Origin of the sequence: Providencia heimbachae ATCC 35613 (genome assembly GCF_001655055.1) — a bacterium.
GTDB lineage: Bacteria > Pseudomonadota > Gammaproteobacteria > Enterobacterales > Enterobacteriaceae > Providencia > Providencia heimbachae.
In genome coordinates this window covers 42,976-65,041 of record NZ_LXEW01000003.1, presented here as the reverse complement: position 1 = coordinate 65,041, position 22,066 = coordinate 42,976, and the positions used below count along the sequence as shown (strand labels likewise).

Annotated in this window: 19 protein-coding genes and 1 pseudogene; 11 read left to right on the top strand and 9 right to left on the bottom strand. The window is 40.6% G+C overall.

The genetic code is table 11. The annotated features are described in order from the left end of the window. Positions 1-4: 4 nt before the first annotated feature. The 5 genes and pseudogenes from M998_RS00375 to maeB all read right to left on the bottom strand — a co-directional run bounded on the left by M998_RS00375 (position 5) and on the right by maeB (position 8,891). Positions 5-2,266 carry a TonB-dependent receptor domain-containing protein gene (locus M998_RS00375; protein WP_068444374.1) on the bottom strand — a complete coding sequence of 754 codons (2,262 nt, stop codon included), beginning with the start codon at positions 2,264-2,266 and terminating at the stop codon, positions 5-7. A gap of 165 nt (positions 2,267-2,431) precedes the next feature. Beyond that, a pseudogene (locus M998_RS00370) lies at positions 2,432-4,485 on the bottom strand (S9 family peptidase). Between the two features lie 121 nt (positions 4,486-4,606). Continuing rightward, positions 4,607-5,410 (bottom strand): energy transducer TonB, encoded by an 804-nt coding sequence (locus M998_RS00365; protein WP_068444377.1) that lies wholly within the window; start codon positions 5,408-5,410, stop codon positions 4,607-4,609. Between the two features lie 189 nt (positions 5,411-5,599). Next, positions 5,600-6,469 (bottom strand): ChaN family lipoprotein, encoded by an 870-nt coding sequence (locus tag M998_RS00360; protein ID WP_082912981.1) that lies wholly within the window; start codon positions 6,467-6,469, stop codon positions 5,600-5,602. A 142-nt stretch (positions 6,470-6,611) separates the two neighbouring features. Then, a complete protein-coding gene (gene maeB, locus M998_RS00355; protein ID WP_068444382.1) occupies positions 6,612-8,891 on the bottom strand; it encodes an NADP-dependent oxaloacetate-decarboxylating malate dehydrogenase in 2,280 nt (759 codons plus the stop codon). 427 nt (positions 8,892-9,318) lie between these two features. Here maeB and M998_RS00350 point away from each other — a divergent pair, with 427 nt between their 5' ends. The 4 genes from M998_RS00350 to M998_RS00335 all read left to right on the top strand — a co-directional run bounded on the left by M998_RS00350 (position 9,319) and on the right by M998_RS00335 (position 12,314). Beyond that, positions 9,319-9,939: a LuxR C-terminal-related transcriptional regulator gene (locus M998_RS00350; RefSeq protein ID WP_068907092.1), complete on the top strand. Its 621-nt coding sequence runs from the start codon at positions 9,319-9,321 to the stop codon at positions 9,937-9,939. 194 nt (positions 9,940-10,133) lie between these two features. Continuing rightward, a complete protein-coding gene (locus M998_RS00345) occupies positions 10,134-10,505 on the top strand; it encodes an ArsC family reductase (protein WP_068444386.1) in 372 nt (123 codons plus the stop codon). A 13-nt stretch (positions 10,506-10,518) separates the two neighbouring features. Beyond that, positions 10,519-11,649 (top strand): succinyl-diaminopimelate desuccinylase, encoded by a 1,131-nt coding sequence (gene dapE / locus M998_RS00340; RefSeq protein WP_068907091.1) that lies wholly within the window; start codon positions 10,519-10,521, stop codon positions 11,647-11,649. After that, positions 11,646-12,314: a M15 family metallopeptidase gene (locus M998_RS00335; RefSeq protein ID WP_068907090.1), complete on the top strand. Its 669-nt coding sequence runs from the start codon at positions 11,646-11,648 to the stop codon at positions 12,312-12,314. Before dapE ends, M998_RS00335 begins: the two co-directional genes overlap by 4 nt. A gap of 55 nt (positions 12,315-12,369) precedes the next feature. On the opposite strand, the gene M998_RS00330 is transcribed toward M998_RS00335, so the two are convergent. Further along, on the bottom strand, positions 12,370-12,765 hold the full coding sequence (locus M998_RS00330) for a DUF454 family protein (RefSeq protein ID WP_068446507.1): 396 nt from the start codon (positions 12,763-12,765) through the stop codon (positions 12,370-12,372). 180 nt (positions 12,766-12,945) lie between these two features. Here M998_RS00330 and M998_RS00325 point away from each other — a divergent pair, with 180 nt between their 5' ends. Then, complete coding sequence (locus M998_RS00325) at positions 12,946-13,137, top strand: YpfN family protein (protein ID WP_068444395.1); 192 nt, start codon at positions 12,946-12,948, stop codon at positions 13,135-13,137. Here the strand turns inward: M998_RS00325 and M998_RS00320 are convergent. Both M998_RS00320 and M998_RS00315 read right to left on the bottom strand, forming a co-directional pair. Continuing rightward, the gene (locus M998_RS00320; protein WP_068907089.1) at positions 13,118-15,148 is read right to left on the bottom strand and encodes a tRNA(Met) cytidine acetyltransferase TmcA; all 2,031 of its coding nucleotides are present in this window, start codon (positions 15,146-15,148) and stop codon (positions 13,118-13,120) included. The two genes, M998_RS00325 and M998_RS00320, sit on opposite strands and share 20 nt — an antisense overlap. A 7-nt stretch (positions 15,149-15,155) precedes the next feature. Further along, on the bottom strand, positions 15,156-15,608 hold the full coding sequence (locus tag M998_RS00315) for a DUF441 domain-containing protein (RefSeq protein ID WP_068444402.1): 453 nt from the start codon (positions 15,606-15,608) through the stop codon (positions 15,156-15,158). Between the two features lie 397 nt (positions 15,609-16,005). Here M998_RS00315 and M998_RS00310 point away from each other — a divergent pair, with 397 nt between their 5' ends. From M998_RS00310 to M998_RS00290, 5 genes are read left to right on the top strand one after another with little or no spacing between them, the layout of a single operon-like run. Beyond that, on the top strand, positions 16,006-16,431 hold the full coding sequence (locus M998_RS00310) for a PPC domain-containing DNA-binding protein (protein ID WP_068444405.1): 426 nt from the start codon (positions 16,006-16,008) through the stop codon (positions 16,429-16,431). A gap of 38 nt (positions 16,432-16,469) precedes the next feature. Then, on the top strand, positions 16,470-17,051 hold the full coding sequence (locus tag M998_RS00305) for a hypothetical protein (protein ID WP_068444407.1): 582 nt from the start codon (positions 16,470-16,472) through the stop codon (positions 17,049-17,051). Between the two features lie 2 nt (positions 17,052-17,053). Beyond that, positions 17,054-17,758, top strand: a complete 705-nt coding sequence (locus M998_RS00300) for an energy-coupling factor transporter transmembrane component T (protein WP_068907088.1) — start codon at positions 17,054-17,056, stop codon at positions 17,756-17,758. Then, positions 17,749-18,591, top strand: a complete 843-nt coding sequence (locus M998_RS00295; protein ID WP_068444412.1) for an energy-coupling factor ABC transporter ATP-binding protein — start codon at positions 17,749-17,751, stop codon at positions 18,589-18,591. The genes M998_RS00300 and M998_RS00295 overlap by 10 nt, the downstream gene beginning before the upstream one ends. Beyond that, complete coding sequence (locus M998_RS00290; protein ID WP_068444415.1) at positions 18,578-19,393, top strand: energy-coupling factor ABC transporter ATP-binding protein; 816 nt, start codon at positions 18,578-18,580, stop codon at positions 19,391-19,393. The genes M998_RS00295 and M998_RS00290 overlap by 14 nt, the downstream gene beginning before the upstream one ends. A gap of 68 nt (positions 19,394-19,461) precedes the next feature. On the opposite strand, the gene purC is transcribed toward M998_RS00290, so the two are convergent. Then, entirely contained in the window at positions 19,462-20,175 is a 714-nt protein-coding gene (purC, locus tag M998_RS00285; RefSeq protein WP_068444419.1) for a phosphoribosylaminoimidazolesuccinocarboxamide synthase, read from the bottom strand. A 597-nt stretch (positions 20,176-20,772) separates the two neighbouring features. Between purC and M998_RS00280 the strand changes: the two genes are divergently transcribed. Continuing rightward, positions 20,773-22,050: a NupC/NupG family nucleoside CNT transporter gene (locus M998_RS00280; RefSeq protein ID WP_068907087.1), complete on the top strand. Its 1,278-nt coding sequence runs from the start codon at positions 20,773-20,775 to the stop codon at positions 22,048-22,050. Positions 22,051-22,066 lie beyond the last annotated feature (16 nt).

Genomic DNA, 22,066 nt, shown 5'->3' with positions numbered 1-22,066 from the left:
AAATTTAGAAGCGAATTTCCCCACCTAACATATAGCTCCGCCCTCTTGCCGTCGCATTATGCTTACCACGCTCTTCCATTATCGCGGTGGAATTAGAACGATTTAATGCATCTGAATAATTTTCATTTGTTACATTATTCACCATCATCATTAATTTAATGTTTTTATTGACCTTATAATCTGCATATAAGTCTATGACAGTGGGTTGCTTTTCATATTTATCTTTCAAAGCATTACCATTATTATCAACGATAGATTCAACCCCTATACGCTTGGATGGCCCGGTCCAAGTCACTGTAGTTCCTAGTGTTAAATCCTCATTGAGCAGGCGTACACCGGTATCTAAAGTTAAATAATAATCCGGCAATTCAGTAAAATCACCAGCACTAAAGTCAGCCATTTTAGCAATCGATGTTGGCTGATCGCCTGTTTCTTTCGTGTAGGAAAGCGTTGAATAAAATACACCAGCATCATAGTTTGCTTGTAACTCATAACCACGCAAATTGACATCTTTCGGTTCATTCGAATAGATATAGCTCTTTTGGAAGATATCTGGGAATTCTTTATCCCATACATCATCATTCATTAAGCACCATTCCATTTCTGCATCATTAGTTGGGCGACATAATAAATAGGGTTTACTGGTAATATAATCTTTAATTTTAGTATTAAACCATAACGCTTTTAGATTAAATTGGTCACCATCAACAATTAAATCTGGTTTAAAGCTATTAAAACCTACCTGCCATGTTTTGGCGGTTTCACCTTTTAAAAATGGGTTCATACTCTGACCGCCATTTTGTGAATAAAAGACTTCTTGTGAATTAGGCGCTCGCATTGAATGTGCGTAACTAACAAAAGGTTGAAATTCAGGTAATATTTCAGCAGAAAGTAATACTCCAGGATTAAAGCCACTTTCTTTTAAATTAATATTTGTCTCTTCTTGTGGGAAACATTTTTCTGTTTTATCACAAGCAGGCTTATGCCCTTTTAAACGGTATTGAATATAATTCAAATCAAAAACAGCAGTATAAATATCATATTTAGCTTCTAATTGCGTATAACCACTGGCTAAATCTAACGTACCTTCAGGTGAAAAAGCATTATAGGTCAATGTATTATTATCTATTACTGAGGTGACTGTTTTTTCATATTTGGTTTTGGATAATTTAGAACCCACTTTCCATTGAAAATCGATGTCACCATATGAAAAACGACTGGTATTCGATAGATTAAGACCATCAGCAGTATTCTTAGCTCCCCCTTCTCTTAGAGCCCAACCAAGAGAATCCCCTTCAAATTTTTGATTACTTTTACTGTGATTTACTAATACTTCGACATCCACGAGTTCATTTAATGGCGTGTATTTATATTTTAAATAATAATCTTCACTCTCAATTTTTCGACGCGTTAATTTATTTTGTAAAAATCGTCCGCTAAACTCTAATTCATGGCGATCATTGGGTTTGTACTTTAATTTCGTTAATTGAGATTGTGGCTTTTGTTTATATGTTGAATCAGTAGCAAAATCATCACTATCATAACCATCTCCATTTTTATAACTTCCGGGAATATTATGCCCACTAACGGCAATTAAACCACCAAAGTACCCTTCATCTGAATTTAATAAGCTCTTACCGGCAACCGCCACCATCCCATTATAACCAATGCCATTATCTCCCCAACTTCCTTTACTGCGAAGCCCATATAAATTATCCGCAAAAATAACATCATCAATACCAATTGTTCTAAAGTTTGCACTTCCTGCTAAAGCATTAATACTGTTACTGCCATTTAATTGACCTTTCTCGACTTCGACTTCAACAATAAAATTAGGATCAACTAATGCCCCGAAATCATTATTGGGTTGCTGACCATGGGTATATTGGCTAGGTGATATGCCATAATAACTTTGGGTTACACCATCCACCATCATATTGACACGGCCAAACCCGCTGAGGCCACGGATATTCACATTGACGGTTCCCTGACTGGCATCCATTTGGGTATAAGTTCCAGGCATTGTCCGAATGATTTTATCCAATGATTGCAATTTATTCTCAGTACCAATTGCACTATATGCCCCCGGTTTTTCTAGGGCATTAACTAAAGGTGTTTTTTTCTGCGCTCCCGAAATTTTCAATTTACTAAATTTAACCACTTCATCATGATTTTTTACTTGTTGCTGTGAATTTTGAGCCAAAGAAAACCCAGGGTAGCTAGTCATTATCATGCTAGCACCAATAATTATTATCTTATTATTCATTAAACCATTCCTGTAAACGCAATAATTCAGCATGCGCCCACATTTCCATCACAGAGAAAAAAGCTCTGTTAAGACTGACATGACATCCAATATGGTTGCCATGGCAGTTATTAGCCTAAATATACTCTGAATTATTTAGAGTATATTCGGCTAATTATTATTTAATTATTTTAATTGTGGAAAAAATGTTTTTTTATCTTCTAACATCAATATAAAACTATAATCCAATGCAATATCATCTAATGCATTAAAACGTCCTGATTTACCACCGTGACCCGCACTCATATTTGTTTCAAGTAATAGTAATGAGTCACCTTTTTCATATCACGAAGTTTGGCGACCCATTTTGCCGGTTCCCAATATTGAACTTGTGAATCGTGTAATCCCGTTGTGACTAACATATGCGGATAACGCTGCGGTTTGATATTGTCGTATGGGCTGTATGCTTTGATGCGCCAATAAGCTTCTTCATTCTCAGGATTTCCCCACTCATCATACTCACCGGTCGTGAGCGGAATTGACGGGTCTAACATGGTTGTCACGACATCCACGAAAGGCACTGCGGCGACAACACCTTCATACAGTTCAGGCGCCATATTAACCACGGCCCCCATCAATAACCCACCTGCGCTACCCCCCATCGCATAAACATGTCCTGGCTGACCATAGCCTTGCGCTATCACCCCCTTTGTTACATCAATAAAGTCAGTAAAGGAATTCATTTTGTTAATGGTTTTACCCTGTAAATACCATTTTTTCCCCAAATCACCGCCACCACGAATATGCGCGATTGCATAAACAAAACCACGGTCGAGTAATGATAAACGAGAAGAACTAAATGAAGGGTCGATACCATAGCCATATGCACCATAGCCATAAACTAAGAGTGGATTTTTCCCTTCTTTGAATAAGTCTTTACGATAAACCAGTGAAACCGGAACTTTTACACCATCAGCCGCCGTGATCCACAAACGCTCACTTTGGTAGTTTGCTTTATCAAAGTCAGGCACCTCTTCTTGCTTTAATAACAGCTTCTCTTGTGTCTGCATATCAATCTCATACACAGATGATGGAGTGGTCATTGATGAATAACCGTAACGTAGTTTATTGGTATTTGGTTCCGGATTGTTTGAAACCCATGCCATATAAGTTGGGTCATCAAAACTGACATAATTCTCATTGTTTGTCAGCCAGTTAATTTGACGAATATTAACCAGACCATTTTTACGCTCTTCTAATACCAACCATTGGTTAAATAACTCAAAACCTTCTAAATCAATATCATCACGTGGTGCAATTAATGTAGCCCAGTCTTTTGTATTTGTATCTTGAGTATATAACCCAAATAATGGATTTTGATGGTTGGAACGAATATAAAATTTATTATTGAAGTGATCCGGATAATATTCCACGCCGACTTGACGAGCTTTAAATATTTGCGCTTCTTTATTCGGATTATTTGCATCAATTAAACGATATTCTGATGTTTCCGTACTGGTTATACCAATTAAAATATAATCTTTTGAAGTGGATTTAGATAAGCTGACATAGTAAGTATCATCTTTTTCTTCATACACTAATTGGTCTTGTTCTTGCTTAGTACCATATTGATGGCGCAGTACTTGATAAGGCAGCAATGTTTGGCGATCTTTATTAACATAAAACAGCGTACGATTGTCATTCGCCCACGTAATATTGCCGGATGTATTGGTTAATACATCATCTTGCCAATTAGTATTCGCTATTTTTCGAAATGAAACCGCGAATTCATTACGACCTTGCCTGTCTTCAGCAATCGCAATCGTGGTATTATCAGGTGAGATAGCCATCGCTCCCATCCGATAATATTCTAAGCCTTCTGCTCGTTGGTTACCATCGACAAGCAAATCCCATTCACCATCACTATTAATTGGGCGTCTTTCATAGATAGAGTAGTTTTTACCCGATTCCACTCTGGTGCGATAAGTATAACCATTAAAATCATAAGGAACAGATTCATCATCTTGCTTCATTCGCGCAAGCAATTCGTCATAAATTTGCTTTTTTAATGGTTCACCGAGTTTTAACGCTTGCTGGGTATATTGATTTTCTTTTGTAAGATAATCGATAACTTCAGGTGATTTTCGCTCGTCATCCCTTAACCAATAATAATTATCGACACGCACGTCACCGTGAATTGTCAGGGTATGGGGTTGTTTTTTTGCCTTAGGTGCTGACATGTTTTCCTCCGCAAAGCTAATGCTTGTATATAGACCGAATAATGCAATGACACAAAATTTAGCGGCTCTGCGTGTCTCAGACAACAAATTTAAACGCTTAAGCATTTTTTATCCTAATTGATTAATCAGTTTCAATGGTAAAATCGATGGGAATTCGCACCGTGACACGGCCATTTTTTATCATTTCAGCGGGTGGTGGTGGTAATGGCTCCGCTCTCGAAAGTACCTTCTGCGCTTCCCTATCTAAAGATTGTGTTCCTGATTTTTTGACCAACGAATTCATCAGTACGTTCCCTTGGGGATCAACATCAAACTCAACAACAGGTGTTCCGGTGCGATTGCGCCGTTTAGCATCATCAGGGTAACGTTTGAATTTATTCAGTTTTCCCAGCACCATCGCTTCCCACTGCCTTTTAGCATCATAATTAGACTGTGAGCTACTGTTAAATTGAGCCGCTACCCGCTGTGTTTTTTGTAAAGCTGCCGCATCACTGGTTACCGGTGCATCACTGGCCTTTGATTTATCACTCTCAAGTTCTTTTACACGCTTTTCTTTATTTTCAGCTTTCTCTTTCTTTAATTCAGGCTTTACTTTTTTCTTTTCGGTTTTCGCAACTTGGATTTCGGCCTGTTCATTTACCGCCATTGGGGGAAGCAACACTTCTTCCGCTTTTGAGGCTTGCTCTTGACTGGCAACGGATAACGCTTGTGTTTGACCAATATTAACCTCTGTCAGTTGCTCAGCTTCAGCTTCCATCGATATTTCCATCACCACGGATGGCGGTGGTAGAAGCTCTTCAAATTGCTCGTATTGAGCAGTTCGCAGAAAGAAGCCAATAATAGCAAGGTGTAAAATGATAGCAAAAATGACCGAGCTTCCTATTTTGGTTACTTGGCCACCCTGCTCTAAAATTGCTGTATTCATTTTTTGTCTTTACATGAACCGATAAAGACGCAAATGATAATCAATAACAAATGCAAATAAAAACTATTTCTTTAACTAAAAGCAAAATAGATCACATTTATTAATGATTGATGATAATTATCTGCGGACTATCATCATATTGCTCAGAATACATACAAATTCTTCTGTGTGTTGCTCAAGTACACACCGCTATTGTTTAGGTGTATACCAAACATAGTCAGCATGTAAATTATCTATCTCATTGTCTTGTTCGGAAATAATCAGCACTTTGATATCAGCTTCTGGTGCAAGATCTTGTACATGTAGTGGTACACCAATTGCGCGAGTAGCATGATAACCACCCGCAAATAACATGGCAGGTGTCGGCGCCGCAAGTAACGACTCTGCCATTCTTCGATCCCTTAATTGCTGGATAACAGTCATTTTAGTCACTTGTTCTGCGGTTAATTCCCCACCATGAGAACTCTCAATTGTTTTACTGATTAACTCTTGAACTATCGGTAACGTAGAATGTGCACCTGTTAATGTCGGCGGATTTTGGTATGCCGTGGTAATTTCTGTTTTATCCAGATTAGCGGTTAATAACGGGTATGGCGTACTCAATAAAAATTTAACCAGCTGACCATACAGTTCCCACGGCCAACCCTTTTGCCATTTTATGGCTGATTGCAATTTTTCATCACGAATATACGGATTACCCTGCATTTGTTGTTTTACATTATTAACACTGGCTTGCTGTGAAGGCGTGATCATCTCAAGTAGTACTGCGCCTTGTGGACGTTTTTTTTGCATTTCTTGCACTAACCATTGCTCTATTTGATGATGATACTGATTATCGTGTTTTTCACCGACAATGACTCGAGGCGAATTGGCGAGTTGCTGAACTAATTCTTGAGGGGAAACGGGCTGACCCGTTGCTAAATCAACTAATTGACCATGGGCAGTTAGTTTGTCATCTAATTGTAATGGTCGCTGTTCTACCTTTTGAACACAGCCAGCAAGAAAGAATAAACTGAAAAGAAGAATCGAAGGAATTGCCTTCAATCTAACTGATATCATTGTATTTTCCATTTTTTGATTTGCAGGATAATCAAAATACAGATAATGAGAATCATTTTCAATTAAAAAAGACTTCTATTTATAAAAAACAGAAGTCTTTCGAAACTAGGCTAAATTAGAATGGATTAAACCATCCTCAAATTTACAGTGGATTAGTTTGTGCTTCAACCACCGCTAATGCCACCATGTTCACAATACGACGAACAGAAGCAATTGGCGTTAAGATATGGACGGGTTTTGCAACACCCATTAAGACAGGCCCCACAGTTACACCATCTGAGCTGGTCACACGCAGTAAGTTATAACTGATACGTGCAGCTTCCATATTTGGCATAATCAATAAGTTAGCTGAGCCTTTTAGTGGGCTATCCGGCATAACATCTTTACGGATAGATTCAACTAATGCCGCATCCGCATGCATTTCACCGTCTATTTCTAGATTTGGATCGCGAGCTTTAACCAATGCTAAAGTATCACGCATTTTTTGCGCCGATGGGCAATCTGAAGAACCAAAGCTTGAACGTGAGAGTAAAGCAACTTTAGGCTCAATACCAAAACGGCGAACGGTATCCGCGGCCATTAACGTAATTTCGGCTAATTCGTTTGGTGTGGGATCTTCATTAACATACGTATCGGCGATAAATGTATTACCCGTTGGCAATAATAATGCATTCATTGCGCCTGCGGCATGGACACCCTCACGGAAGCCAAATAAATCTTTAACCACTTCATAGTGCTCGCCATAGCTACCGACAGTACCGCAGATCATACCATCTGCTTCACCACGCAGTACCATGATCCCACCAATCAATGTTGGGTTGCCAATCACTGCACGACGCGCCATCTCTTGGGATACACCACGGCGTTTCATGATTTGATAATATTCTTGCCAATACTCTTTATAACGTGGATCGTTTTCGTTGTTAACAACTTCGAAGTCTTTACCCAGCTCAATATGTAAGCCAAGTTTTTGAATTCGCATTTCAATAACACTTGGGCGTCCAACTAAAATTGGGAAAGCAAGGCCAAGGGAAACAAGTTCTTGCGTCGCATGCAACACACGCTCTTCTTCACCTTCCGCTAAGACAATGCGCTTTTTCGCTGTTTTTGCTTGGGAGAAAATAGGTTTCATAAATAAATTTGTTTTGTAAACAAACTGATTTAATTTTTCGATATAAGCATCAAAATCTTGAATTGGGCGCGTTGCTACGCCGGAGTCCATCGCCGCTTTAGCTACCGCAGGGGCAATTTTGACAATTAGGCGTGGGTCAAACGGCTTAGGAATGATGTATTCAGGGCCAAAGAACAAGTCTTGGTTACCATAAGCAGATGCCACTTCTTCACTCTGCTCAGCAAGTGCTAAATCCGCGATAGCGTAAACACAGGCTAATTTCATCTCTTCATTAATTGTTGTTGCACCCACATCAAGCGCACCACGGAAAATGAAGGGGAAACACAGCACATTATTGACCTGATTAGGATAATCAGAGCGGCCAGTACAAATAATCGCATCAGGGCGAACTTCTTTTGCCAAAGGCGGAAGTATTTCAGGCTCTGGGTTTGCAAGGGCTAAAATAAGTGGATCTTGCGCCATCGTTTTAACCATTTCTGGCGTTAAAAGACGCGGGCCAGAGCAACCAAGGAAGATATCTGCATTTGGAATAGCATCAGCGAGTGTGCGTTGACCATTATCGTCAATCGCATAAGCGGCTTTGGTGACATCCATTTTGTCGTCACGACCTTTATAGATAACACCTTTAGAATCACAAACAGTGATATTTTCGCGCTTTAATCCTAAAGCCACTAGCAAGTTCATACAGGCAATTGATGCTGCGCCAGCACCTGATACAACGAGTCTTACATCGCCAATGTCTTTTTTAACGATCCTCAAACCGTTAATTACAGCTGCAGTACAAATGATCGCAGTGCCGTGTTGGTCATCGTGGAAGACTGGAATTTTCATTCTTTCACGCAGTTTTTGCTCAATATAGAAACACTCCGGCGCTTTAATATCTTCGAGGTTAATGCCGCCAAAAGTGGGTTCAAGTGATGCAATAATATCAACCAGTTTATCAGGATCCGTTTCATCGACTTCAATATCGAAAACATCCACACCTGAAAACTTTTTAAATAATACGCCTTTTCCTTCCATGACAGGTTTTCCTGCCAAGGCACCGATATTACCTAATCCAAGTACTGCGGTACCGTTAGAAACAACGCCAACCAGATTTCCTTTAGCGGTATAACGATAAGCTTTTAATGGATCTTCGGCGATTTCAAGACAAGGGACTGCAACACCTGGTGAATATGCTAATGCAAGATCCCGTTGAGTTGTTAATGGCTTAGTGGGTACGACCGTTATTTTCCCTGGATGAGGAAACTCATGAAAATCAAGAGCACTTTGTTTTAATTTATCATCCATCATCAAGTCCTTTCAAAATTGGTAGGGTAAGAGCGATAACAGTATAAACACATCTTGCTAGCAAATCATGATCATGGCGGCAATTTCCAGAAAAATCTTTTGGTTACAAAGAGAATAGCAAATATTTTGTAACTAAAAGATTCAGAGCGCCCTTATCTAAACTATATTGATATTAATTTTATTAATATCATTTTTAAATATTAATTTAATTTCCTTCAATCCGAGTTATTATTTTTTAAAATTTAATGTATTATCAAAACACTGCTCCATTTCAAACAGTTAATATTAATACATTCCGTTATTTACATTATTAAAATAACAATTAAAAAATCCACTAAGAGTAATGATATCTCAACTTTAAATAGCCGGTCTTTTAATTAAAAATAGTTTTAAATTAAAACACTTAAAATATGAAAAGGAACCCACTATGTCTAGTCACACGGTTATGATTATCGATGAACATCCTATTGTCCGTTTTGGGTTACGGCAATTAATGAATTTGGACAAACATTTTGTTGTTGCCGCTGAAAGTTGCAATTGCGCTGAAGCACTCAATATTGCCACTCGCATACAACCAGATATAATTATGATTGATATTAATATGCATGGTAACAAAACCTTCGAAACGATGCGACTATTACGCAAACATTGCACTAATAGTTACTTACTTGTGCTGTCATTCTCGACAATGAAAATGGATATCTACAGTGCAATTGACGCTGGCGCACAAGGTTACTTATTAAAAAATTGCGATCTTGATATGCTGATGAATAGCATGAGGAAAGCGACAGTGGGTCATCATGTTTTTAGTGAAAGAGTTTATCAGCATATAATTACTCGTCACCAATCTAAAGACCCATTATCGACATTAACTCGCCGCGAATGTGAAATACTTCATGAAATGGCTACGGGTTTAAAAAATAAAGAAATTTCCAATTTATTATTTATATCTGAAGAAACAGTGAAAGTGCATGTTCGAAATTTACTTAAAAAATTACATGTACGTTCTAGACTTGAGGCAAGTTTAATTTATATGCGCTCAAAATAAAACAACCTCATTTAAGTGTAATTATTTCAATGTAATTAAATTTTATTTAATTACTTCACAACAAATAATATTTAAATATTATTAGGATTATATAAATTATAGCTCTAATAATTATTTCCTATTCGCAGGGGTAGACCATAAAAGCATTTTCCCGCATTATATAAGGTAATAGTTAGCCTTTAGAGGAAAATCTCATGCCAACCCCCCCTTCTTCCCCATACATTATGTATGGTATTAAAAATTGTGACACCATCAAAAAAGCCCGCCGTTACTTAGAAGATAATGGGATCAACTACCAGTTTCATGATTATCGTGCTGATGGTCTCAATGATGAGTTATTATCGACATTTATCGCTCATTTAGGTTGGGATATCCTTGTTAATAAAAGAGGAACCACATGGCGTAAACTTAGCGATGAACAGAAAAATTCAGTCGTTGATGCCCAAAGCGCTAAAAAAGTTCTGCTAGCTGAACCCGCAATGATTAAGCGCCCTGTACTTGTCTCCCCCGATAACCGTTATTTAGTGGGTTTTTCTGTCGAAGAATATCAAAATTTTATAAAATAAAGCGGTGACCAAAATGAATTGTCCTGTTATTCAACTGGCGAAAGAACTTATCTCAAGACCCTCAATTAGCCCTGATGACCAAGGTTGCCAAGCATTATTAATACAACGTCTGGATAAAATAGGCTTTACTATTGAACAAATGCCCTTTGGTGATACGTTAAATTTCTGGGCATATCTTGGTGAAGAAGGTGAAACCTTGGCATTTGCAGGGCACACTGATGTTGTTCCGGCAGGGGATGCAACCCACTGGCAAACACCACCTTTTACCCCAACGATTATTAATCAACACCTTTATGGGCGTGGCGCTGCGGATATGAAAGGCTCTATTGCTGCGATGGTTGTTGCCGCTGAACGCTTTGTGGAAAAAAATCCACACCATCGTGGTCGTCTTGCTTTTTTAATTACTTCAGATGAAGAAGCCAAAGCCACTCACGGCACCGTAAAAGTGGTTGAAGCCTTAATCAGCCGCAATGAGCGCCTTGATTACTGCTTAGTCGGGGAACCCTCGAGCCAATCAAAACTGGGTGACATAATAAAAAATGGCCGCCGCGGTTCTATCACAGCAAACCTAACCATTATCGGTATTCAAGGGCATGTGGCTTATCCTCATCTTGCGGATAACCCAGTCCATCGAGCAACCGCTTTTTTACAAGAACTCACCACGACTCAGTGGGATCAAGGTAATCAATTTTTCCCCGCGACCAGTATGCAGATTGCCAATATTCATGCGGGTACAGGGGCTAACAATGTGATCCCCGGTGAGTTTTTTGTCCAATTTAATTTTCGTTTCAGTACTGAACTGACTGATACCATTATCCGTGAAAAAGTCGCTGAGATGCTCACTCGTCATGGTTTAAATTACAAAATTGAGTGGTCACTTTCTGGTCAGCCTTTTTTGACCGGTGATAGTAAGTTAGTCACAGCGACGGTACAAGCCATTAATGAATTTACTAGCCGTACGGCTGAATTGTCCACCAGCGGTGGCACCTCTGATGGGCGATTCATTGCCCAAATGGGAACTCATGTTATTGAGTTAGGCCCCTTAAACGCCACCATCCATAAAGTTGATGAATGTGTCAGTGTTGATGATTTACAACAGCTGGCCTTAATTTATGAGCGGATCATGGAGTTGCTCTTACTATGATAACTATCGAGATGCTAACAGGGCGTTCAACCGACCATTTAGTCACATTAGGCGGTAATCATCGTTTACAGTTTAATGCCACAAAGGCTTTTCTTGCCATGCAACAAGCGGCAGCAAAAGCGGGATTTAAGCTGCAATCAGCCAGTGCATTTCGCGATTTTTCACGCCAATTATTGATCTGGAATGAAAAATTTAGCGGTAAACGCCCTGTACTTGATAAACATAGCCAGCCAATAGATATCTGCTCACTGAGTGAAGGCGAACTATGCGAAACAATTTTACATTGGTCTGCACTCCCAGGAGCCAGTCGTCATCACTGGGGAACGGAAATTGATATCTATGACCCGCTACGTATCCCCGCAGGGCAAACGTTGCAATTAGAACCATGGGAATATGAAACTGGCGGGTATTTTGCTGAGTTAAATTCGTGGATGACCGATAATATGGCGACATTTGATTTTTACCGCCCTTTTACGGCAAAAGATGCAGGTGTTGCCGATGAGCCATGGCACATTAGTTATTGGCCGCTATCCCATGAAGCAGAACAACTTTTAACGCCAGAAGTGATAAAAACAGTTTTACTGCAAGAAGATATTTTAGGTAAAGCTTGGCTATTGGATAATCTTGATTTTATTTTTAATCGTTATATTAAACTACCTGAATGATCTTAATTAAAATTGATACGCACCTTTCACTGATGATTAAATTAAAAGGTGCTTATCATTTACCTACTCGCTTTTCTCTTGCGGGTATTGGGTCATCAACGACAGGTAAGCGATACATAAAAAAGAGTAACCAGCACAACAACGCGAATAACCCTATTTTTAGCCACCAATAGCTGACTACCCAGATAGAAAATGAAAAAGTAATTAATATCAAGGTGATTGCTTTGGGCTTTGCACCTTTAGGTAAGCCTTTATGGGTCTGCCAATGGCGAATATAACCACCAAACCACGAGCGATAAAGTAGCCAGTGATGAAAGCGTGGAGATGAACGAGAAAAACACCAAGCCGCCAATAATAAGAATGGGGTTGTCGGCAAAACAGGGAGTACAACACCTGCAAAGGCTAATACTACGGCAAGCCAGCCAATAATAATGAATATGATTTTCTTTATATTCACTTAGGCTCCCCCGTAATAGATAAAATAGCGTAGAATATCCCTATCAAACTTGTGGTAACCTTGAATGTTATCAACAATATAAGTAATGTAATGCTAAATGGACTCGAAGAAAAGCACAACGCATCAACTTTCGTGCCTGCTACATCTTATTTTCAGACAAAATAGAAGGTCACTATGCAATGGTTAGCTGATTATTGGTGGATTATTTTACTGCTACTGGTGGGTGTTATCTGGAATTCAGTAAAAGCAATGATGGATCTCGACCCTAAGAAGTTTCTTGATGATAAACCCGAAATTCCTCCGCACAAAGATAACAATCACTTATGGGATGATGACGATGACTGGCCTAAGAATAAGAAGCCATAACCTTTTTTCTAACCAATAAAATAAGCTCTGATTGATGCTGACTAATTAACTCACCAACCTCGATTCGAGCTTGTTTTAACCACTGTTTTTTCCCTGTTAAATTTAGCTGCTCGCTTATTTTTTCGATGGGCAATCGTGCTTGAAAATACAGGCCTAACGCATTTTGGGAAAATGGATGCAATTGTAATAAGCGCTGTATTGCGGCATAACTCGCCGCAAGGGGTCGATTAAACTCACTGAAACCGACTAATTCAAGCCAGTCTTCATCACAAAGCGCCTGTTCTTGGCTATATTTAAGATTAAATTCAGTTAAATCCGCTCGCCAAAATAAATCACGCTGTAATAGATGCTCTGCTCTCTGACATAATTGTTGGGCAGCTTGAGACAATGGCATAATTGCCATCCCTGTGAAACAACCACTACTCGCCTCTTTATGGCTACCAATACGGATTAAGCTAAACCCTGCTTTTTGCCAAAATGATAATAGCTCGGGGGTTAAGCCAAAACTGACCGATAAAAAATCCAAGTTATCTTTTTCACCTTGGTGTCTTTCTAACTCAATCAACTTGAGCCCAATTTGTTGTCGGCGATAATTCGATTCAACGGCAATGCGTGTCACTCGGCGTGATGATAACTCAGCAGCTAATGGGAAATAACTGTGTGCTGCGAGGGACTGAGCCACTAAATTACCTCTCGGTCGACGTAGACCCGCCCAAATTTGCCAGATAAGCGACGGTGCTAACTGCCCTTCGTCTACCATCCATAATGCCCCCAAATATTGTTCGTCAATCGTCTTGGGGCAAATACTTGCAACCGAAAAATGCTGCCCTTGACCATCAAGTAACCGACGAAGATCTAATGGTGAAGTGCGATAATGTGCGCTCGTCAGCAACCCATAAAAAGCATTAAGCTGTTTAGGCTGATAGGATAATTGTGCTTGAGTCACCGATTTGAATTGAATGGTACAGTCAGCAACTGCATTGAAAGCCGGTTCCGTCAGTAATAATGCTTCATTTAACCATTTTTCGAGGGGATCATGATTGGCGAAACGAATAGGCTCATTTAAATCTAAAGCCGTAAAATTATTTAATGTACTACAAAATTTACTGATAAAACCTCGCCCTGTTCCCTCATAACCGTCCACTGTCGTCGTCATCAATACTCGCGGAAAATAAGTGATAATCTGGCGAAGAATATAGGTGGGAATGGCTGAAGCTTCATCAATCACCAACCAATCCGCACTGATTTTTTCACCACTTTGGCAATATTTCAACAATGCATCAGGTGCCCAAAATACAAATGTTTTTTCAGCATGCTGCTCTAAAACTTCAGTCGCGACTTTTGCCGGTGCACAAACCCAACATTCTCCTTGCCATCGCTGAATCAGCATTCCTGCGACTGTTGATTTCCCTCGCCCTCGAGGTGCAATGAGTCCCCAGACACCTTGCTGAGCCAGAAGCAGTTGTTCAAGTGCCTGTTTCTGCTGTTGAGTTGGCTGCCCCGTTGGAGGCGACCATGGAGGGTAATCAGCTAATAATGTCAATTGCGGGTTCGTGCCTTGCTGATGAACCAGCACTGACACAGAGGAATTAATCACTCGTTGTAGATGGTGAACAAAATTAGGTGTTGCAACAACACCATGGTGCTCATTCCAACGTAAACTATCGGCATCAGGTGTTTCAGGCCACTGTTTTTGGGGAGGCGTACACAGCACAAGCAAACTTCCCGCTTTCAATGTCCCCGCTAATATCGCCAATGACTCACTGTGAAACCCTTGTCTTGCATCGAAAATAGCGTGGGTGAATTCCCTTCCCAGTAATAAATGTGCTTTTTCAGGCATTATACTATCTGGCATCGTAGGTGAAACGGTCAGCCAATCCCCGCTCAACTGCGCTGTTATGTTGGCAAGTTGTGCTTCAACCCACCCATTTTCACCCGACAAAACGAATAATCGTCGATAACCACTTTGACGAAGTTGTCTACAAATGTCGGATAATGTTCTATTTAGCATGGGGAATTTAAGATTTACCAATTAATAAGGATAATATCCCTGCGGCAATAAGCGGCCCAACCGGTACCCCTCGAAATAGCGCAACACCAATAACGGTTCCCACCAAAAGCCCTGCCACTGTAGATGGCTGATGAGACATCAAATTCACACCACGGCTGCCTAACCAAGAAACGGCGATACCGATGATAATCGCCAGTATCGATTTCCAGTTTAAAAATGAACTCAGCACATCATTAGCGGATATTTTACCACTGGCTATTGGTGCCATTACCCCAATGGTAAGAATAAGAATACCAATGGTGAGACCATATTTTTCTACCCATGGAAAAAAATCATTTAGTGGGGTAATTCGCACCACTAACAAAAATAGCATCGCGAGAGTGACAGTCATGTTATGACTGATGATACCAAGACCCGCTAATACCAATAAAATTATCAACGTCGAGTCGACATTGCTCATAAATTATTCCCTGTGAAACAAACCGGTTTATAGGTAAACCAATACAATAAACATAGATTAAAACATGTTATTGACTCACGATTAAAGAAGCAAACATTTACGCAATATACCCATCATTCTTCCAGTATCGAGAGCCCATCGACATTAAGTAACAAGACTCGACCAATGAGACTTAACTTAAATTATCGGAATATTCACCACTGTTTAAATTTTTAATTACTGCTTCTGCCATATTAATCAGCCATAAACATCAACTAGTAGCGAGTTTTACTGAATATACCGCCAAAAGTCTTTAGCCTCAGACAAGCTTTTATTATCGCGTATAATGACGCTAAGTAACTAATGCATTCAACACGTTGCTCTGGCTTTGCTTATAACTCTTATTTGGATTGATGATATGACTAAATCTTTATCGCCCTATTCAAGCGCTCGCTTTATTGCCGTCCGTTTGAGCCCTGGGGAAGATGTTATTCTGACTTTACGACAACAGATTAAACAAAATAACCTACAAGCCGCCTTTATTGCAGGCTGTGTAGGCAGTTTAACCGATGTTGCTTTACGTTTCGCGGGCCAAGAGAACACCCACTCAACCACAGGTAAATTTGAAATTGTTTCTTTAATTGGCACGTTAGATGCTAAAGGAGAACACCTGCACCTTGCTGTATCAGATGAAAATGGTCACATGAGTGGTGGTCATATGATGCCAGGTTGTACCGTCAGAACCACCTTAGAACTGGTAATTGGCGAATTAGAAAATAATACCTTCAGCCGAGAGCACTGCCCCCTTTCAGGTTATGAAGAACTCATTATTACTTCCCGTTAATTTATTTTAATTTTCTATTTGCAAGGAATGACATTGTCATGACAAAAGCACCTATTATCTCAAGCCGTACCTTGGCTTTAATTGTTTTTTCCGTTGCAATCAATATGATCGCAGGGCAATTAAGCTCCATGCTGAAGCTCCCCATTTTTCTCGATTCAATTGGTACGCTAATTTGTGCGCTGCTTGCTGGTCCTTGGGTGGCGTTAACCAGCGGGTTATTGACTAACTTATTGTGGGGGTTATTAAGCGGCCCTATCGCGGCGGCTTTCGCACCTGTTGCTATGATGATAGGGCTCAGTGCCGGGCTTTTAGCCCGTGCGGGAGGGTTCCGTACTTTACCTCGCGTAATTCTATCGGGTGTCGTGATCACTTTTGCGTTAATGATTGTAGCCGTACCGATTAGAACTTATTTATTTGCCGGAACGACAGGCAGTGGCGCGGATTTCTTTGTCGCTTACTTCCATGCTGTAGGTGATAATTTACTCGAATCTGTCGCTATCACTGTTTTAGGTGCCAATATTGCCGATAAAATTATTTCAGCACTCATCGCCTGGTTATTGGTTCGACGGTTACCTGAACGCGTCCAGCGAACTTTCCCTAATATGGCGAAGGTACGCTAATAATGCACCCGTTCACCTCGTTAACCCTCTGGTTTTGGCTAAGTGCGAGTGTGCTATTTTTGCCTTTGGGATGGCCATTAATTCTATTGAGCTGCGCCACCTTTGTGGTTTTGCTATCGTGGAAAAGTGCACGATATCGATGGCGTTTTGTCGTTTGGATAATGCTTCCAATGGCAGCTGGCCTTTGGTTGATCCATAGCGGATGGCTGGCACAATGGTTAACGGGTGAAACGTTGCAAAATCACCATCAAGATAAAGCGATGGCTTTATGGTTTCGCTTATTAACCATCATTAGCGCCTCGCAGATATGGCTACAATACGTACCGACTGAGCGCTTTATTCGGGCATTATTTGCTAGCCGATTGCCGGCTAGCTTTTCCTATTTATTAGCGGGCCCATTATTACTTACTGAACAATTACGTCAGCAATTGAGCAGTATAAAAGAAGCCCAACTGGCTCGGGGGGTTCCCCTTGATGGTAATCTCTGGCAGCGGTTAATTTCATTGCCCACGCTACTACTACCGCTAGCAAGTAATGCCTTAAGCGATCTCAGCATTCGCGGTGCGGCTCTAGATATGCGTGGTTTTCGCTATAGTCCTACACGCACAACATTGAATCCTCCTGCGGATAGCCAATACCAACAACGACTGCGTTATGGTCTTTTATTGCTTATTCTTCTAGAAGGAGGGTTAGCGCTGTGGTGGTGAATTTACAACAAATGAATTTTGTACCACAAGGGGCAGATCACCCCATTTTGAGTTCGATTGATTTGCAATTGCAACCCAATGAGTGGCTCTGTGTGCTTGGTGGTAACGGCAGTGGTAAAAGTACACTGGCACAATTACTCGCAGGATGGCACCCTGATTTACTCAGTGGGCATTTACAGGGTACGGCACAAGTCTTAAACCAAAGCTTAGACAAAAATTCACTGGTCGCAGTTTCTGCATCCCGACAGCTTATTCAACAATCACCGCAATTACAGTTATCGGGTTGCACCTTTACCGTAGAGCAAGAAGTGGCATTTGGCCCTGAAAATTTAGGCTTATCCATAGAGGAAATACACACACGTGTCGACGAAGCACTTGCACTTACATTCTGTGAACCATTAAGAACCCGCCATCCAGCCACCCTTTCAGGTGGTGAAGCTCAACGGGTTGTATTAGCGAGTGCGCTAGCGATGCGGCCGCAATTGTTACTTTTAGATGAAGCATTCACTCGCTTGACCCCTAGCGCAACACACCGCATATTAATTCAGCTAAAACACGACTGCCAACAAAATGGTTGTAGTGTGATTCTATTCGAGCGTAACCTTTTACCGGCCCTTGATTTCTGCGAAAAATTTTTATTACTTAATGCAGGAAAGCCGCTTGCCTCGGGTTCTGCTGAGCAAATATTTATGCTAGCTCAAAACTCGATTAACATGCCTGATGCATGGCGAGCTATCGCACACTTAATTGAGGCGGGATATTGGAAAGCCCCTATCCCACGTAATGAATCTCAACTACTTCTAGCGCTAAAGGAATTCTATGCTTCAGCTTGATAATTTAACTTATCGTTGGCCTGGCTCAACGGATAATAATATTTCGACGCTGTCAGCCATGATCAATACGGGAGAATGGGTCGCACTGGTGGGTGATAATGGCGCGGGAAAATCGACACTATTACGCCTTGCTGCGGGTTTGTTAAAACCAAATACCGGCCAAGTTTTATTTAACGGTTATTCACTTGCAAATTATTCTGCACCAGAGCGCGCTAATAAAATCGGCATTCTATTTCAAGAAGCAGAAAAACAAATCTTCCATAGCACAGTAAAAGATGAAGTTGCTTTTGGCTTACATCGCCAAAAACGGCCTAAAGACGAAATTCAGCAGCGTACTATCGAAGCATTAGCGCTCTGCGGATTAGCTGATGTTGCACAAAAACATCCTCTTGACCTTCATTCGGGTCAAAGACGAATGGTCGCAGTCGCTTGCTTAAGCGCTGTTGCACCAAAGCTTTTATTGCTCGATGAGCCAAGCCGTGACTTTGATGCCCACTGGATGAAATGTTTTGAAAATTGGCTAAATTTTCAGCGAGAACAAGGGACTACCGTTATAACCATTAGCCATGACTTCGATTTTGTTGCCCGCCATTTTCCCCGTGCATTGCATTTATCCGCAGGTAAATTAATTGGGGATGGAAATTTAAATACCCTTTTACACCACCCTGAGCTACAGCCTGAAACCGACCTTCCAGCTCCCACTCTCAGCGCCTTGAGTCATGCATTTAAACTACCCATACACAACAACCCTCAACAATGGGTTAGCCAATTTCTTGACGCTAAAAAACAATCGAATGAATGATAAAAAACAGCCTGCTTTTCAATGGCAGGCTGAAACATCATCATTTTAAGGAAATGAAATTTATTAATTTAGTCCAGTTCAACACCAATACGTCGTGCAACTTCTTCATAGGCTTCAATCAAACCACCTAGACTTTGACGGAAACGGTCTTTATCCATTTTATTGAGTGTGGCTTTATCCCATAAACGGCTACCGTCTGGCGAAAATTCATCGCCTAGCACCACTTGACCTTTGTACAAACCAAACTCCAATTTGAAGTCTACCAAGATCAGTCCTGCATCAGCAAAAATCTGGCTTAACACTTCATTGGCTTTATAACTTAAGCGTTTCATTTCTGCTAAATTGGCTTGGCTCACCCAACCAAATGTTTCGCAATAAGATTCGTTAACCATTGGATCATGTTTTGCATCGTCTTTTAAAAACAGATCAAACAGAGGTGGATTTAGTTCCATGCCCTCTTCGACCCCAAGGCGCTTAACTAATGAACCTGCCGCGCGGTTACGAATGACACACTCAACGGGCACCATATCCAATTTTTTAACTAATGCTTCAGTATCAGACAACAGCGCTTCCATTTGTGTTGGAATACCCGCTTGTTCTAATTTAGTCATAATGAAATGGTTAAACTTATTATTCACCATGCCTTTACGATCAAATTGCTCGATACGCTCACCATCAAGTGCTGATGTATCATTACGGAACTCCAGAATCAACAGTTCAGGATCCTCGGTGGTATAGACAGTTTTTGCCTTTCCACGATACAACTCAGCTTTCTTTTGCATCTTATGCACTCCAGAGATGTGATTAAACTAAAAAGGATATCAACCTGCTTAGCAGATTCAGATAAGTAACAAGAGAACAGTGATAACGTGGGCAAGGTTCATTGTTAATTTTCTGCTCTGTATCAGTCGCTTACAGTATATTTCGGAATAATTATCTAACTACCTGATATTCAATATTTTATCGTTAACTGCTAATTATGATAATAAAAATAGCGCATAGACGCAAACGATTACTTAGCGATAAACACTGATTTTTTGTCCATTATTTTAATCCTTATTGTTTACGTTAATTAATCTTTCGTGAATAGGGTTATTGCCGTTTTAAATAACGAAATTATTGTCAATAGCAAAAATGGTTATTTGCGTGACTATTCGTCAATATTTAGCTTGGTGTTGCAAATTTTCACATCAATTTGTGGCCTATTACCTTTATTTGATTCTAATCAAGTTACTCCACGTCAAATTACGATTACATCTTTGATAGACAACGGATCTATTCCCCAATAATTCGAGCTACAGGCGGACGATAATCAATATTTTAAGCACAATCAACGCCAAGCAAATGACTTGAAACAAGCTGGGTACTTAAGGGACTTTATGCCAATTTTAACCAGTATTATCGGAATGATGGTTTTAATCAGTGTTGCGGTTTTATTTTCATCAAACCGCAGACAAATTAATTTACGAACCGTGATTGGCGCATTTATTTTGCAGGCCACTCTCGGTGCTTTTGTACTGTACATTCCTGCGGGTCGTAGAGCTCTAGCCGCGTTATCTGACGGGGTATCGAGTATTATTTCTTACGGACAAGTTGGCACTGATTTTATCTTTGGTGGGCTGGTCTCCGATAAGATGTTTGATCTTTTTGGCGGCGCTGGTTTTGTATTTGCGCTACGTGTTTTACCGGCTATCGTGTTTTTTTCTTCATTAATTGCTGTGCTATATTATCTCGGGATCATGACGGTCATCATTAATATCATTGGTGGTGGCTTACACAAATTGCTTGGCACATCGCGAACCGAATCCCTTTCGGCAACAGCGAATATTTTTGTCGGTTTAACTGAAGCACCTCTCGTAATACGCCCTTATCTTCCAACCATGACTCGTTCTGAATTATTTGCTGTAATGTGTGGAGGGGCAGCATCAATTGCGGGGTCAATCCTCGCAGGCTACGCATTACTTGGCGTAAAACTTGAATACCTTCTCGCGGCATCCTTTATGGCGGCACCGGGAGGGTTACTTTTTGCCAAACTATTACTCCCTGAAACTGAAAAAGTCATGTCAAGTGAAGAGATAGCAGAGCATGATGCTGGCTATGAAAAACCCGCCAACCTGATAGATGCTGCCGCAGGAGGCGCTGCTTCTGGTATGCAACTTGCCATGAATGTCGGTGCAATGTTGCTGGCTTTTATTGCATTGATTGCCATGCTAAACGGTTTACTTGGCTACGCGGGCTCTTTGTTTGATTACCCGCAATTATCCTTAGAACTAATACTCGGCTGGGTTTTCTCTCCGGTGGCTTATCTACTTGGGATCCCTTGGTCTGAAGCCAACTTTGCTGGCTCATTAATCGGCCAAAAATTTATTCTTAATGAGTTTGTCGCTTACTCGAATCTTAGCCCCTATTTACACCCTGATGCCGATGTCGCTGCCGCTGGATTAGTCGTGTTATCTGAACATACTAAGGCTGTCATCTCTTTTGCTTTATGTGGATTTGCCAATATATCCGCAGTCGCTATTTTACTTGGTGGTATTGGTAGCCTTGCACCAAGTCGCCGAAAAGACGTTGCTCAACTTGGCTTTAAAGCCGTTTGTGCAGGAACCCTATCAAACTTAATGAGTGCCGCACTCGCCAGTTTTTTCTTGGCTCTTTAGTTTCAGTGCCACTTAT

Bases quoted from the DNA above. Each gene is read 5' to 3' on its own strand.
- M998_RS00365 (WP_068444377.1), bottom strand. From the start codon at position 5,410: ATGAATACAGCAATTTTAGAGCAGGGTGGCCAAGTAACCAAAATAGGA.
- M998_RS00310 (WP_068444405.1), top strand. From the start codon at position 16,006: ATGACTAAATCTTTATCGCCCTATTCAAGCGCTCGCTTTATTGCCGTC.
- M998_RS00320 (WP_068907089.1), bottom strand. From the start codon at position 15,148: ATGCTAAATAGAACATTATCCGACATTTGTAGACAACTTCGTCAAAGT.
- M998_RS00375 (WP_068444374.1), bottom strand. From the start codon at position 2,266: ATGAATAATAAGATAATAATTATTGGTGCTAGCATGATAATGACTAGC.
- M998_RS00300 (WP_068907088.1), top strand. From the start codon at position 17,054: ATGCACCCGTTCACCTCGTTAACCCTCTGGTTTTGGCTAAGTGCGAGT.
- M998_RS00345 (WP_068444386.1), top strand. From the start codon at position 10,134: ATGCCAACCCCCCCTTCTTCCCCATACATTATGTATGGTATTAAAAAT.
- M998_RS00350 (WP_068907092.1), top strand. From the start codon at position 9,319: ATGTCTAGTCACACGGTTATGATTATCGATGAACATCCTATTGTCCGT.
- M998_RS00335 (WP_068907090.1), top strand. From the start codon at position 11,646: ATGATAACTATCGAGATGCTAACAGGGCGTTCAACCGACCATTTAGTC.
- purC (WP_068444419.1), bottom strand. From the start codon at position 20,175: ATGCAAAAGAAAGCTGAGTTGTATCGTGGAAAGGCAAAAACTGTCTAT.
- maeB (WP_068444382.1), bottom strand. From the start codon at position 8,891: ATGGATGATAAATTAAAACAAAGTGCTCTTGATTTTCATGAGTTTCCT.
- M998_RS00280 (WP_068907087.1), top strand. From the start codon at position 20,773: ATGCCAATTTTAACCAGTATTATCGGAATGATGGTTTTAATCAGTGTT.
- M998_RS00305 (WP_068444407.1), top strand. From the start codon at position 16,470: ATGACAAAAGCACCTATTATCTCAAGCCGTACCTTGGCTTTAATTGTT.
- M998_RS00290 (WP_068444415.1), top strand. From the start codon at position 18,578: ATGCTTCAGCTTGATAATTTAACTTATCGTTGGCCTGGCTCAACGGAT.
- M998_RS00360 (WP_082912981.1), bottom strand. From the start codon at position 6,469: ATGATATCAGTTAGATTGAAGGCAATTCCTTCGATTCTTCTTTTCAGT.
- M998_RS00315 (WP_068444402.1), bottom strand. From the start codon at position 15,608: ATGAGCAATGTCGACTCGACGTTGATAATTTTATTGGTATTAGCGGGT.
- M998_RS00325 (WP_068444395.1), top strand. From the start codon at position 12,946: ATGCAATGGTTAGCTGATTATTGGTGGATTATTTTACTGCTACTGGTG.
- dapE (WP_068907091.1), top strand. From the start codon at position 10,519: ATGAATTGTCCTGTTATTCAACTGGCGAAAGAACTTATCTCAAGACCC.